Raw genomic sequence first — 14,064 nt, forward strand, 5'->3', positions numbered from 1 at the left:
CCGACACCCAATCCAATTTAGCTGGCAACAATGTTGACCAGTTTGCCCGGCACCACGATCACTTTACGAATCGTCAGGCCATCGACGAAGCGCAACACGTTTTCGTTGACCCGAGCGGCCGCTTCGACTTCTTCGCGGGTCGCGCTGGCCGGCATCTCGATCTGGCCGCGCAGCTTGCCGTTGACCTGAATAACCAGAGTCAGGCTGTCCTGCACCAGTGCGCTTTCGTCCACCGCCGGCCAGCCTGCGTCGATCACGGCATCGGCGTGACCCAGTTGTTTCCACAGTTCGTGGCTGATGTGCGGGGTGATCGGCGCCAGCAGCAGCGTGACCGCTTCCAGCCCTTCGTGCAGCAGCGCGCGATCCTGTTCGGTGCCTTGCGCGGCTTTTTCCAGCACGTTCATCAGCGTCATGACCTGGGCGATGGCGGTGTTGAATTTGTGGTTCTGGCCAACGTCATGGCTGGCTTGCTTGATCGCCAGGTGAATGGCGCGACGAACGGCTTTCTGCTCGTCGCTCAGGCCTGCGATGTCCAGTTTGCCCGGCAAACCCTGGGTAACGTGGGACTGGGCCAGACGCCAGACGCGCTTGAGGAAACGGTGCGAGCCTTCAACACCGGAGTCCGACCATTCCGCGCTCATGTCGGGCGGCGAGGCGAACATCATGAACAGGCGGCAGGTGTCGGCGCCGAACTGATCGATCATCGACTGCGGGTCGACGCCGTTGTTCTTCGACTTGGCCATCTTCTCCGTGCCGCCGATTTCCACCGGCAGGCCGTCTGACTTCAGCTTGGCGCTGATGACCTTGGCTTTGCTGTCACGCTCAAGTTCCACGTCCGCCGGGTTGAACCAGGTGTAGGCACCGTTGGCTTCGCGACGATAGTAAGTCTCGGCGATCACCATGCCCTGGGTCAGCAGGTTCTTGAACGGCTCGTTGGAACTGACCAGGCCTTCGTCGCGCATCAGCTTGTGGAAGAAGCGCGCATAGAGCAGGTGCAGAATCGCGTGTTCGATACCGCCAATGTATTGATCGACCGGCAGCCAGTGATCCGCCGCGGATTTTTCGACCAGACCACCTTCAAAGTGCGGCGAGGCGTAGCGGGCGTAGTACCACGACGACTCGACGAAGGTGTCCATGGTGTCGGTTTCGCGTTTGGCCGGCGCGCCGCATTTCGGGCAGCTGCACTCATAGAACTCCGGCATGCGCGCCAGCGGCGAACCGGCGCCGTCCGGCACCACGTCTTCCGGCAGCACGACAGGCAGTTGGTCTTCCGGCACCGGCACGTCACCGCACGCATCGCAGTGGATGATCGGGATCGGGCAGCCCCAGTAGCGCTGACGGCTGATGCCCCAGTCGCGCAGGCGGAACTGGGTACGGGAGGCGCCCAGTTCCTTCTTGATCAGGGCGACTTCCATGGCGTCGAATGCGCCCGCGAAGTCCAGGCCGTCGAATTCGCCGGAGTTGATCAGCGTGCCATGCTCGCCATAGGCGTCTTGCCACGGCGCGGGGTTGGTATCACCGGAGCTGGTGCGCACCACCGATTTCACCGGCAGGTTGTACTTGTGGGCGAATTCGAAATCGCGCTCGTCGTGGGCCGGTACGGCCATGACCGCGCCGTCGCCGTAGTGCATCAGCACATAGTTGGCGACCCACACCGGGAGTTTTTCACCGGTCAGCGGGTGCTCGACGAACAGGCCGGTCGGCAGGCCTTTTTTCTCTTGGGTGGCGACGTCGGCTTCAGCGACGCTGCCGCCCTTGCATTCGGCGATGAACGCTTGCAGCTCAGGGTTGTTCTGCGCGGCCAGGCTGGCCAGCGGGTGTTCGGCAGCAACGGCGACGTAGGTCGCGCCCATCAGGGTGTCCGGACGGGTAGTGAAGACTTTCAAGGTACCGGCTTCGCCGATCGAGTCGACGTTGTACGGGAATTGCACTTCCATGCCACGGGACTTGCCGATCCAGTTGCGCTGCATGGTCTTGACCTGTTCCGGCCAGCCCGTCAGTTCGTCGAGGCTTTCCAGCAGCTCATCCGCGTAGGCGGTGATCTTGAAGTAGTACATCGGGATTTCGCGCTTCTCGATCAGCGCGCCGGAGCGCCAGCCGCGACCGTCGATGACTTGCTCGTTGGCCAGCACGGTCTGGTCGACCGGGTCCCAGTTCACGGTACCGTTCTTGCGGTAGATCACGCCTTTTTCGAACAGACGCGTGAACAGCCATTGTTCCCAGCGGTAGTAGTCCGGCTTGCAGGTGGTCACTTCACGGGACCAGTCGACCGCAAGGCCGAGGCTGCGCAGCTGCGACTTCATGTAGGCGATGTTTTCGTAGGTCCATTTGGCCGGCGCGACGTTGTTTTTCATCGCGGCGTTTTCTGCCGGCATGCCAAAGGCGTCCCAACCCATCGGTTGCAGGACGTTCTTGCCTTGCATGCGCTGATAGCGGGAGATCACGTCGCCGATGGTGTAGTTGCGCACGTGCCCCATGTGCAGCTTGCCGCTGGGGTAAGGGAACATCGACAGGCAGTAGTAGGTTTCCTTGCCTGGCTGTTCACTGACTTCAAAGGACTTTTGCTCGTCCCAGAACGATTGGGCGGCGGCTTCGATCTCACGGGGCTGATATTGTTCGTGCATGGCTACTTTTGTACTGGATAGGGGTGGCCTAATCCTCTTCGACGGCAGCATTCGGGATGGCCCGGGTGCGCTGGAAGTGGAATGACAGGAAGCGCCGTAGCATACATGACCGCGCTTGGCCTAGGGAAACCCTGATTACAGCGGGTGGGCCCGGTCAAAGCGCAGCGAGGGCCGTTGGTCGCGGCGTGTAGCCGGTTTGCGCAGCGAAGCTAAGCTCTAACTGGGGAGTGAGTCTTATCTTCAATGAGGTGAGGGATGGTGGAGCAACGGAAAAAAAACGTAACGAAACCCGAGTTGTACGAAAGGCTGATCGATCGTCTGGGCATGGCCCTGGATGCCTTGAAAACCGCTGACCGGCTGCGCGACGAGCGCCCCCTGGAACTGGAACTGCGTGGCTTGAGCCCCGCCGAGTTCAAACTGGTCAAGGCCTATCTGGATCGAAGTGAGCGTGAAACCCACGGATGCCTGTCACAAGCAGTGAAGCAGCTCGATGCGGCTCATTCGGCCAAGGTCATCTGGCTCAAGGACAAGAAGCCGGCCAGAGAGGCCGTCAAGGTTCGTTCTCTGCAGGCCAAGTAACCCCATGGCAGGGCAACAACGGGATCTTTTTCAACAGGATCCGACCCTGGCGGTTGTCGCATTGGATTAAGCCACTTAGGCTTCGGGCATCTCTGGAGATGCCCGATGCCGTTTCGTTATTTCGTCAAACAACTGCTCTTGCCGCCCGGCATTCTTTTATTGCTGTTGCTCGCCGCCTGGTGGTTGCGCCGCTCGCGGCCGCGACTGGCCGGAGTGTGCTTCGCCATTGGCTTTGGCGGCCTCTGGCTGATGAGCCTGCCGGTGGTCGTGCAGTGGGGCGCCAAGGCGCTCGAACGCCAGCCGCCGTTGGCCCGCGAAGAGTGGGCGACGCTGGCGCAGCGTGCCGATGCGATTGTGGTGCTGGGTTCGGGGCGTGAGCGTGGCGATCTGGCCTGGGGCGACGATCAGCCGACCGGTATCGGGCTTGAACGCCAGCGCTACGCGGCGCGTCTGGCGAAGGCGTCTGGCCTGCCGATTCTGACCAGTGGCGGCCTGCATTACGGTACGCCGCCGACCGAGGCCAAGTTGATGGCTGATTCGTTGCGCGATGACTTCGGCGTGACGGTGCGTTGGCAGGAAGGCGAAAGTCGCACCACTTGGGAAAACGCCAAATTCAGCGCCGACATGTTGCTGCCGCAAGGGATCAAACGTGTCGTCGTGGTCACGCAGGCGTGGCATATGCCGCGTTCGGTCTGGAGTTTTCAGCAGGCGGGATTTGAAGTGGTGCCGGCGCCGGTTGGCTTTTTAGGCACTGACAACGCCCGGCCTTTTGGAGGCTGGTTGCCGGAGTTCAAGTCGATCTGGCAGAGCGGGCAGTTGCTTAACGAGGCGGTGGGGCAGGTGGGGTATTCGTTGTTTTACCGATGAAACCCTGACTCTGTGACCGCCGGCATATTGTGGCGAGGGAGCTTGCTCCCGCCCGGCTGCGAAGCAGTCGCAACCCGGCGTACGCGATCTCTTTGACATAGCGCGTTCCAGGGATTTGGGGCCTGCTGCGCAGGCCAGCGGGAGCAAGCTCCCTCGCCACAGGGTAGTCGCCAGACCTCAGAGGGTTTTCGACATCCGGTTCGCCATCAGTGCCCAGCCAAACAGCAACAGGCACAGCACGATCAGCGGCCACGACCGCCATTGCAGGTAAGGCGTCAGGTTGTGCATCGGCACCACTTCGCCGTACAGCACGCCCTGTTCGAACTGCGGAATCTGCTCGGTGATCTGCCCGAACGGGTTGATCAGGCCGGTCACGCCGTTATTGGTCGCGCGGATCATCCAGCGGCCGGCTTCCAGCGCGCGCATCTGCGCCATCTGCAGATGTTGCAGCGGGCCGATCGAAGTGCCGAACCAGGTGTCGTTGCTGATCGTCAGCAACAGATCGCTGCGTGCCGACAGCCCGGCGGCAAATTCCGGGTAGACCACTTCGTAGCAGATGAACGGTGCTATCTGATAACCCTTGGCCTGCAACAACGCCTGATCGGACGGGCCACGAGCGAAGTCGGACATCGGCAAGTCGAAGAATGCGATCAGTCCGCGCAGCACGTCCTGCAAGGGTACGTATTCGCCGAACGGCACCAGTTTCTGCTTGAGATACGTGCCATCGCCTTCGCCCACCACGGTGATGCCGTTGTAGAAGCGGCGTTCGTGGTGCACGGTCTGGCGAATCGGTACGCCGGTGATCAACGCCGATTTACGCTCGGCGGCGAACGTGCCCATCATCGTCAGGTAGCCCTCGGCGGACTCCTTGAGCACCGGCACGGCGGTTTCCGGCCAGATCAGCAGGTCGACCGGTTTGGAACGGAAACTCAGATCGCGGTACAACGCCAGTTGCGCGTTGAGCTCGGCCGGGTCCCATTTCATGCTTTGCGCGACGTTGCCCTGAATCGCGGCGACCGTCAGCGGTGCACCGGACGGACTGGTCCAGGCGTGGCCTTTCAACGCGATCCCCGCCGCCCAAGGGCCAACGAGCAGCAACACACCGGCGGCGATAAAGCCCTTGCGACGAGCCTGCAACAGGCGCGGCGCGTTGTAGATCAACGCTGCCGTCAACGCCAGCACGAACGACACCAGCCACATGCCGCCGACTGGCGCGAGTCCCGACAGCGGGCCGTCGAGCTGGCTGTAACCGGAATACAACCAAGGGAAACCGGTGAGGAACCAGCCGCGGAACGCTTCCTGGCCGACCCACAGCGCAGCGAACGCCAACGCATCGGCCAGCGGTGCTTCGTTACGGCGCAACCAGCGCGCCCATAGCCAGGCAGGCAGGGCGAAGAACCAGGCAATCGCCGCCGTGAACAGCAGCATCAGGAACCCGGCCAGCAATACCGAAGCGCCGCCGAAATGGTGAATGCTGTAATAGATCCAGCTGGTGCCGGCGCCGAACAGGCCGAAGCCGAAGCACCAGCCACGGCCCAGCGCCTGACGCGGGTTCAGTTCACGCAAACCGGCATAGAACAGACCGACCGCCAGCAACGCCAGCGGCCAGATGTTGAACGGAGCAAGAGCGAACGTGGTGATTGCACCGGCCGCCACGGCCAGCAGGTTACCGGGCCAGCCGGGGCGGGTTGTCCAGCGCATTTCAGTCCTTAGATTTCTTTACCGAGCAATTGGCGTGAGTCGCAGCAAATGAATCCGACGGCTGTCGGCGTTCAGGATGCGGAAACGATAGGCGCCGATTTCAGTGATTTCGTTGCGTTTTGGCAAGTGCCCGAACGCGCTCATCACCAGGCCGCCAACGGTATCGAACTCGTCGTCGGAGAATTCGCTGTCGAAGAACTCGTTGAAGTTCTCGATTGGCGTCAGCGCCTTGATCAGGAAATCACCGCTGGGCAGCGGCTTGATGTAGCTGTCTTCTTCGACGTCGTGTTCGTCTTCGATGTCGCCGACGATTTGCTCGAGCACGTCTTCGATGGTCACCAGACCCGCCACGCCGCCGTATTCGTCGATGACGATGGCCATGTGGTTGTGGTTGGCGCGAAATTCACGCAGCAACACGTTCAGGCGCTTGGACTCCGGCACGAAGGTGGCCGGGCGCAGCAGGTCCTTGATGTTGAAGCTGTCGCCGTTTTCCTTGAGGATCAGCGGCAGCAAGTCCTTGGCCAGCAACACGCCCATCACGTCATCGTGGCTTTCGCCAATCACCGGATAGCGCGAGTGGGCCGAGTCGACCACGGCAGGGAGGAATTCGCGGGGTGTCTGGGTCGCCTTGATGCTGATCATCTGCGAGCGCGGCACCATGATGTCGCGAACTTGCAGGTCAGCCACTTGAATGGCGCCTTCGACGATGGCCAGCGCTTCGCTGTCCAGCAATTTGTTCTGATGTGCATCGCGCAGCAGCTCAAGCAGCTCCTGACGGTTCTTCGGCTCGTGGGCAAAAGCCTGGGTGAGTTTACCCAGCCATGACTTCTGCCCGTTGCTCGATCGATCTTCGCTCATAGCGATTACTCTGAATCCTTTGTTGTAACGATGGGGGAGTGTTCGGTTTCGTCGTCCGCGTACGGATCGGGAAAGCCCAGTTCAGCAAGCAACTCGCGTTCCAGTGCTTCCATTTCCTCGGCTTCTTCGTCATCTATATGGTCGTAACCGAGCAGATGCAAGCAGCCGTGAATGACCAGATGTGCCCAGTGGGCGTTGAGTGCCTTGCCCTGCTCGGCGGCCTCGCGTTCGACCACCGCCACGCAGATCACCAGATCACCGAGCAGCGGGATGTCAAGAAACTCGTCAGGCACTTCGGCCGGGAACGACAGGACGTTGGTCGCGTAATCCTTGTGACGCCAGGTGTGATTGAGTTCGCGGCCTTCTTCCTCGTCGACCAGACGAATGGTCATCTCCGAGTCGGCGGTGCGCTGGCGCAGGGCCAGTTCGCACCATTGGCGCAATTCGGTTTCACTCGGCGCCGACGCTTCGGTGGCAATTTGCAGATCCAGCTCAAGCATCGCGTGGGGCTTCCTTTGGCGCATCGGCGCGGCTTTCGAAGCGCTCGTAGGCTTCGACAATCCGCTGCACCAATGGATGGCGCACCACGTCTTTAGGCTGGAAGTGAGTGAAGCTGATGCCCGGCACGTCTTTGAGCACTTCGATCACATGATGCAGGCCGGACTTGGTGCCGCGTGGCAGGTCGACCTGGGTGATGTCGCCGGTGATAACCGCGGTGGAGCCGAAGCCGATCCGGGTGAGGAACATCTTCATCTGCTCGACCGTGGTGTTCTGGCTTTCGTCGAGAATGATGAAGCTGTTGTTCAGCGTGCGACCGCGCATGTAAGCCAGCGGAGCGACTTCGATCACTTGCTTCTCGATCAGCTTGGCCACGTACTCGAATCCGAGCATCTCGTAGAGTGCGTCATAGAGCGGGCGCAGGTACGGGTCGATCTTCTGTGCGAGGTCACCGGGCAGGAAGCCGAGCTTTTCGCCCGCTTCGACCGCCGGACGCACCAGCAGGATGCGCCGTATCTGCTCGCGTTCCAGCGCATCGACAGCGCAGGCCACGGCCAGATAAGTCTTGCCGGTACCGGCCGGGCCAATGCCGAAGTTGATGTCGTTGCCGAGGATTTCCTTCACGTAGCGCAGCTGATTCAGGCCGCGCGGGCGAATCATGCCTTTTTTGGTGCGCAGGGCGACGGACGGTTCGGCAGGAGAGTGGTTGTCCATCTGCTCGACGGCTGATTCCTGAAGGAACAGGTGCACCAGGTCCGGCGACAGCTCGGTCCCCTTGGTTTCCCTATACAGGCGGCGCAGCAGGTTTTCCGCAGATGTGGTGAGCTTGGGGTCGCCGATCAGCTCGAACTGGTTTCCGCGGTTGCGGATCTCGATGGTCAGGCGCTGTTCGATCAAGCGCAAATGCTCGTCGAATTGCCCGCACAGATTGGCGAAGCGGCGAGCCTCAAAGGGCTCGAGAATAAAACGATGTGGTTCGATGGGTGCGTTCAAGGTCGTATTTAGCCGCCCTGGGGCAATTAAGATGAAATCAAGGATAACGCCAGTGGCTTGGGTGCGAAAGCTCTTAAATGAGCCAGCCGACAACCGTGGCGAGGGAGCTTGCTCCCGCTGGAGCGCGGAGCGCTCCCAAATCGACCTGACACTATTTTCAGAAAGATCGACGTGCCTGATTTGCGGTTGCTACACCAAGCGGGAGCAAGCTCCCTCGCCACACAGGCATCTCTGGTGCCTGGCGGTTATTGAACCAGCGAGCCGCGCAGCGAGTGCGGTTGCGCCGCGTCGATGTGCACGTCGGCGAACTGGCCGATCAGGGTCGGATTGTCGCAGCGGAAGTTGACGATACGGTTATTCTCGGTGCGCCCTTGCAGCTCGCCCGGATCTTTCTTCGAATAATCGGTCACCAGAATGCGCTGGATCGAACCGACCATTTGTCGGCTGATCTCGAAGCCCTGCTGATTCAAACGATGTTGCAGCGCGTTGAGGCGTTCTTTCTTCAATTCTTCCGGGGTGTCGTCGGCCAGATCGGCGGCGGGCGTGCCCGGGCGTTGGCTATAAACGAAGGAATAGGAGAAGTCGAAGCCGACATCGGCAATCAGCTTCATGGTCTGTTCGAAGTCTTTTTCGGTTTCACCCGGGAAGCCCACGATAAAGTCCGAACTGATGCAGATCCCCGGCACGGCGGCGCGCAGTTTGCGCAGCTTGGACTTGTACTCCAGCGCCGTGTGGTTGCGCTTCATCGCCGCGAGGATCCGGTCGGAGCCCGACTGCACCGGTAAATGCAGGTGCTTGACCAGCTCCGGTACTTCGGCGTGGGCCTGAATCAGGCTGTCGGAGAATTCCAGCGGGTGCGAGGTGGTGTAGCGGATGCGATCGATGCCATCGACGGCAGCGACCACGCGAATCAGCTCGGCCAGATCGGCCAGACGACCGTCGTGGGTCAAGCCGCGATAGCCGTTGACGTTCTGCCCCAGCAGGGTCACTTCGCGCACGCCGTGTTCGGCGAGGTGGATGATCTCGGCGATCACGTCGTCAAATGGCCGGCTGACTTCTTCGCCACGGGTATACGGCACCACGCAGAACGTGCAGTACTTGCTGCAGCCTTCCATCACCGACACATAGGCGCTCGGCCCATCGATACGCGGCTCGGGCAGGTGGTCGAACTTTTCGATTTCCGGGAACGAGACGTCGACCTGCGGCAGTTTGGTGAGACGCGCGGCGTCAATCATCTCCGGCAGACGGTGCAGGGTCTGCGGGCCGAACACCACGTCGACGTAAGGGGCGCGATCACGAATTGCCGCGCCTTCCTGACTGGCCACGCAACCGCCGACGGCGATGACCATGTCCGGGTTGGCCAGTTTCAGCTCGCGCCAGCGGCCCAGTTGCGAGTACACGCGGTCCTGGGCACGTTCGCGGATCGAGCAAGTGTTGAGCAGAATCACGTCGGCGTCTTCCGCGCGTGCGGTGACTTCCAGGGCCTGATGGTCGCCCAGCAGATCGACCATGCGCGAGCTGTCGTACTCGTTCATCTGGCAACCGTGGGTTTCGATGTAAAGCTTCTTGGCCATGGAATAGTGTCGTCACGTGATTCAAAGAACCGCGCATTATAGGGAACAAGCCGTCAGGTTCCTACCGCTGTGCGTCCGGTGGCTATGCTATAGTTCGCGCCCTCATTTTTCTCCCCGATGTTATCCGTCCGCCATGACCAAACGCGAAGCTCCAATCTACAAGGTGATATTCCTCAACCAGGGCCAGGTGTTCGAAATGTACGCCAAGCAGATCTATCAAAGTGATCTGTGGGGCTTTCTGGAAGTGGAAGAATTCGTCTTTGGCGAGCGCACGCAAGTGGTCGTCGACCCGAGCGAAGAGAAGCTCAAGGCGCAGTTCGAAGGCGTGGTGCGCAGCTTTGTGCCGATGCACTCGATCGTGCGCATCGACGAAGTGGAACGTCTGGGCACCCCGAAAATCAGCGAAGCCCGCGGCGCGGTCGGCAATGTGATGCCGTTTCCGATGCCGATGCCTGAGAAGTAACAGTAGATTCTGCATTGGAATGAGTGTGTGGCGAGGGAGCTTGCTCCCGCTGGGGTGCGAAGCAGCCCTGAACGCCGCGACCCTGACCGGACTGACGCACTGCATTCTCCGGTTTTACGACTGCTGCGCAGTCGGGCGGGAGCAAGCTCCCTCGCCACAGGGGGGCCTTATGGCAGCGGTGAGAACGGCGTACGCCCATCGGCGCTCTGCAGTTCCATCAGATATTTGCGGAAGATCTGCCCCAGCACCTGAGTAGCCGTTTCGAGATCTTCGCGGGACATTTTTTCCGAGACTTCGTCGGCAGTGTCCAGCGCGTCTTCGGCGCCGTTGACCGCAGCCATCTTAAGCACGATGTAGGCCTGGATATTGTTGGCCTGCACGCCTTCGCCGTGGAAGAACATGGTGCCGAGCTTGAACTGTGCCTGCGCGTGGCCTTGCAGCGAGGCTTTTTCGAAGTAGCTCAGGGCTTGATTGAGGTCGCGCGGCGTGTTCTTGCCGTCATAGTAGAACTCACCCAACTCGTATTGCGCTTGTGCATCCCCTTCGTCCGCCGCTTTCTGGCAGGCGGCCAGTGCCTGCGTGACGTCTTGCGGCTGAGTATTGAGGGTGCAACGACCCATCGCCGGGATCAACAACGAGTTGCCGCCTGCTTGTGCATGCGCGAGCAGGGGCTGAAGGAGCAACAGGCAGCCCAATGCAAGGGTGCGGCCGGTGCGGTTCATGGGAATCGACTTACCTCTGAAGGGCACGCGGACCCGTCGAGGGATCCAATAAGCGCGCATTATGAAATAAGCAGGGCCATCCTTACAAAGTCTTTACTCGTTTTTCTGCTGCGTGGGGAATATATCGCCCACTTCTGCGTACATTTTTAGCAGACGCGTCGGAAAAACCGTGCAGATGTAGGTGAAAGCTGACGCTGGCGATAGCCAACGTCAGCGGGGGCGGTGCTTACTTCAGTGCGGCGAAGGCGCGCTCGGCGGCGTCCAGGGTCAGTTTCAACTCGGCTTCGCCGTGGGCAATTGAGGTGAAACCGGCTTCGAAGGCGCTCGGCGCCAGGTACACGCCGCCTTCGAGCATCAGGTGGAAGAAGCGACCAAACAGTGCGGCATCGCTGGCCATCACGTCTTCGAAGGTGACGATGTCGTCGGCGCCGCTGAAGTACAGGCCGAACATGCCGCCGGCCTGGGTGGTGACGAACGGAATGCCCGCCGCATCGGCGCGCTGTTGCAAGCCGTCGAGCAGCCGCGTGGTGTAGTCGGTCAGTTCGGCGTGGAAACCCGGGCGGCTGATCAGGCGCAGGGTGGTCAGACCGGCCGCCATCGCCAGCGGGTTGCCCGACAAGGTGCCGGCCTGATACACCGGGCCCAGTGGCGCAATGCGCTCCATGATGTCGCGCTTGCCACCAAAGCAACCCACTGGCATTCCGCCGCCGATGATCTTGCCGAAGGTGGTCAGGTCGGGAGTCACGCCGTAATGCGCCTGGGCGCCACCGAGGGCAACACGGAAACCGGTCATCACTTCGTCGAAAATCAGCACCACGCCATGTTGGTCGCACAGCGAGCGCAGGCCTTCTAGGAAGCCCGGCGCTGGCGGCACACAGTTCATGTTGCCGGCCACCGGCTCGACGATGATGCACGCCACGTCCTGGCCAACTTCAGCGAGCATGGTTTCAACCGCGCCGATGTCGTTGAATGGCAGGGTCAGGGTGTGTTTGGCGAATGCCGCCGGCACGCCGGCCGAACTCGGTACACCTTGGGTCAGCGCGCCGGAGCCGGCCTTGACCAGCAGGCTGTCGGAGTGACCGTGGTAGCAGCCTTCGAATTTGAGGATGCTGTCGCGGCCGGTGTAACCACGGGCCAGACGGATCGCACTCATGGTCGCTTCGGTGCCGGAGCTGACCATGCGCACCATGTCCATCGATGGCACCAGCGAGCAGACCAGATCGGCCATCTCGGTTTCCATCGCAGTCGGCGCGCCGTACGACAAGCCGTGTTGCAGCTGATTGCGTACCGCGTCGAGCACGTCCGGATGGCTATGGCCGAGGATCATCGGCCCCCACGAACCGACGTAATCGACATAACGCTTGTCGTCTTCGTCGGTGACATAGGCGCCTTCGGCGTGTTTGAAGAACAGCGGCGTGCCGCCCACGCTCTTGAACGCGCGGACCGGTGAGTTGACGCCACCGGGAATGTGTTTCTGGGCATTGGCAAACAGGGTTTCGGAACGAGACATGATCGGGCTCTCAATCTTCAGGATTTGGCGAATTATTTACGCAGCAGTTCGTTGAATGCGCGGGCGCGGCGGGTCACTTCGGCGCCGCTGTCGGCGCCGAACAGGCCATGAATCACCGCGAGCAGATCGACACCGTGTTCGACCAGTGGCGCGGCGTTTTCCAGGGTGATGCCGCCAATCGCGCAGACGGGCAGGTGCAGCGTGCGTTTGGCCTCGGCGAGCAGTTCGAGGCTGCACGTCGGCGCACCGGGCTTGGTATTGGAATTGAAGAAACGGCCGAAGGCGACGTAGCTGGCGCCTTCTTTGGCGGCCTGTTCGGCCAGCGCGATTTGCGCGTGGCAGGTCGAGCCGATGATGGCTTTAGAACCGAGCAGGGCGCGGGTCGGTGACAGCGGGCCGTCGGTCTGGCCCAGGTGCACGCCGACGTTGAGGCGCGCGGCCAGTTCGGCGTCATCGTTGATGATCAGCTGCGTCTTGTAGCGTTCGCACAGGTTGCGCAGTGCTTCGGCCTCGCGCAGGCGGCGGGCCTCGTCGCTGCTCTTGTCGCGGTATTGCAGCAGGGTGACGCCGCCTTCCAGCGCCGCCTCGACATAAGACAGAAACTTGCCGGCCAGCAGTTGGCTGTCGGTAATGGCATACAGGCCACGTAGTTTCATCAGGCAGACCTCACGACGTTACGAGCAGAAATCCAGCGGCAGGCGACGCGGGACGAACTGGCCTTTGCCCAGTTGTTCGGCATCGCGCAGGGTCCGCCAAGTGTAATCCAGGGCACTGCGCACGGCGCTGGCCAGGTGTTCGCCCTGAGCCAGGCGCCCGGCCAGCGCACTGGCGAGGGTGCAGCCGGAGCCGTGATAGCTGCCCGGCAGGCGCTGGCAGATGAAGGTTTCGCGCAGACCGTCGCGGCTGTACACGCGGTTGTGGATTTCAGTTTCGTCGCCGTGGCCGCCGGTGATCAGCAGGTTTTTGACGAACGGCAGGAGTTTTTCCGCGCACTCATCCGCGGTGCCTTCGGGCAGTTCGGCGAGGATGCGGGCTTCAGGAAGATTGGGGGTGGCAATGATCGACAGCGGCAGCAGACGCTCGCGCATCGCATAGCCGACCTCGTCCTTGCCCAGGCGTCCGCCGCCGCCGGCACGCAGTACCGGGTCGCAAACGACGGGCAGGTGCGGGTGCGCCGAAAGCAGTTCGACCACCGTGTCGACCATCGCCAGCGAACCGAGCATGCCCAGTTTCACCGCCGCGACTTCGGAGTCGTTGAGCACGGCATTGGCCTGGGCCAAGACCCACTCGCGATCGAGGACGCGAAAGTCAGTGACGTTGACGGTGTCTTGCACGGTCAGGGCGGTGACGGCCGGAGCCGCATGGCAACCCTGCGCGAGCAAGGCTTCGATATCTGCCTGCAAGCCGGCGCCACCACTGGGGTCGTGGCCGGAGAGACAGAGGACAACGGGGCGGGAGCTGTAGATATTCATGGTGCGCGAGCTTACCACCAAAGCTGATTTTCGGGTTCAGTACTGACGGTGTTTGCGAGCAGATTGTCGGACAACACTGTAGCTACCATTGTGGCGAGGGAGCTTGCTCCCGCTGGGTTGCGAAGCAGCCCCCTGCATTTATTCCGGCGCAGCGCATTTACAGGTTTTACGACTGCTGCGCAGCCGAGCGGGAGCAAGCTCCC

General features: G+C 61.4%; 13 protein-coding genes. 3 read left to right on the top strand and 10 right to left on the bottom strand.

What is annotated here, in order from left to right; all coding sequences use genetic code 11:
• Positions 1–17: 17 nt before the first annotated feature.
• Positions 18–2,624 carry a leucine--tRNA ligase gene (gene leuS, locus HU743_RS17320; RefSeq protein WP_186650062.1) on the bottom strand — a complete coding sequence of 869 codons (2,607 nt, stop codon included), beginning with the start codon at positions 2,622–2,624 and terminating at the stop codon, positions 18–20.
• Between the two features lie 255 nt (positions 2,625–2,879).
• Here leuS and HU743_RS17325 point away from each other — a divergent pair, with 255 nt between their 5' ends.
• Together HU743_RS17325 and HU743_RS17330 are read left to right on the top strand one after the other, a co-directional pair.
• A complete protein-coding gene (locus HU743_RS17325; RefSeq protein ID WP_186631201.1) occupies positions 2,880–3,203 on the top strand; it encodes a hypothetical protein in 324 nt (107 codons plus the stop codon).
• A gap of 105 nt (positions 3,204–3,308) precedes the next feature.
• Positions 3,309–4,070 (top strand): YdcF family protein, encoded by a 762-nt coding sequence (locus HU743_RS17330; protein ID WP_186650064.1) that lies wholly within the window; start codon positions 3,309–3,311, stop codon positions 4,068–4,070.
• A 177-nt stretch (positions 4,071–4,247) separates the two neighbouring features.
• Here HU743_RS17330 and lnt read toward each other — a convergent pair whose 3' ends face one another.
• From lnt to miaB, 5 genes are all read right to left on the bottom strand, one after another.
• Entirely contained in the window at positions 4,248–5,771 is a 1,524-nt protein-coding gene (gene lnt, locus HU743_RS17335; RefSeq protein WP_186650067.1) for an apolipoprotein N-acyltransferase, read from the bottom strand.
• 18 nt (positions 5,772–5,789) lie between these two features.
• A complete protein-coding gene (locus tag HU743_RS17340) occupies positions 5,790–6,629 on the bottom strand; it encodes an HlyC/CorC family transporter (protein WP_007909641.1) in 840 nt (279 codons plus the stop codon).
• A 5-nt stretch (positions 6,630–6,634) separates the two neighbouring features.
• On the bottom strand, positions 6,635–7,129 hold the full coding sequence (gene ybeY, locus HU743_RS17345; protein WP_186619492.1) for an rRNA maturation RNase YbeY: 495 nt from the start codon (positions 7,127–7,129) through the stop codon (positions 6,635–6,637).
• The gene (locus tag HU743_RS17350) at positions 7,122–8,120 is read right to left on the bottom strand and encodes a PhoH family protein (RefSeq protein WP_186631195.1); all 999 of its coding nucleotides are present in this window, start codon (positions 8,118–8,120) and stop codon (positions 7,122–7,124) included. Before HU743_RS17350 ends, ybeY begins: the two co-directional genes overlap by 8 nt.
• A 245-nt stretch (positions 8,121–8,365) precedes the next feature.
• The gene (gene miaB / locus HU743_RS17355; RefSeq protein WP_186631192.1) at positions 8,366–9,694 is read right to left on the bottom strand and encodes a tRNA (N6-isopentenyl adenosine(37)-C2)-methylthiotransferase MiaB; all 1,329 of its coding nucleotides are present in this window, start codon (positions 9,692–9,694) and stop codon (positions 8,366–8,368) included.
• 133 nt (positions 9,695–9,827) lie between these two features.
• On the opposite strand from miaB, the gene HU743_RS17360 reads away from it, so the two are divergent.
• Positions 9,828–10,157, top strand: coding sequence for a DUF1820 family protein (locus tag HU743_RS17360; RefSeq protein ID WP_003185742.1), 330 nt, complete (start codon positions 9,828–9,830; stop codon positions 10,155–10,157).
• 167 nt (positions 10,158–10,324) lie between these two features.
• Here HU743_RS17360 and HU743_RS17365 read toward each other — a convergent pair whose 3' ends face one another.
• The 4 genes from HU743_RS17365 to HU743_RS17380 all read right to left on the bottom strand — a co-directional run bounded on the left by HU743_RS17365 (position 10,325) and on the right by HU743_RS17380 (position 13,861).
• Complete coding sequence (locus HU743_RS17365; protein ID WP_085612557.1) at positions 10,325–10,879, bottom strand: tetratricopeptide repeat protein; 555 nt, start codon at positions 10,877–10,879, stop codon at positions 10,325–10,327.
• Positions 10,880–11,105: 226 nt separating this feature from the next.
• Complete coding sequence (gene hemL / locus HU743_RS17370) at positions 11,106–12,389, bottom strand: glutamate-1-semialdehyde 2,1-aminomutase (RefSeq protein ID WP_186650069.1); 1,284 nt, start codon at positions 12,387–12,389, stop codon at positions 11,106–11,108.
• Positions 12,390–12,421: 32 nt separating this feature from the next.
• Complete coding sequence (thiE, locus tag HU743_RS17375; RefSeq protein WP_186631190.1) at positions 12,422–13,045, bottom strand: thiamine phosphate synthase; 624 nt, start codon at positions 13,043–13,045, stop codon at positions 12,422–12,424.
• 18 nt (positions 13,046–13,063) lie between these two features.
• Positions 13,064–13,861 (bottom strand): hydroxymethylpyrimidine/phosphomethylpyrimidine kinase, encoded by a 798-nt coding sequence (locus HU743_RS17380; protein ID WP_186546806.1) that lies wholly within the window; start codon positions 13,859–13,861, stop codon positions 13,064–13,066.
• Between the last annotated feature and the right edge of the window lie 203 nt (positions 13,862–14,064).

Origin of the sequence: Pseudomonas sp. SWRI99, from assembly GCF_014270125.1 — a bacterium.
Lineage (GTDB): Bacteria > Pseudomonadota > Gammaproteobacteria > Pseudomonadales > Pseudomonadaceae > Aquipseudomonas > Aquipseudomonas hamedanensis.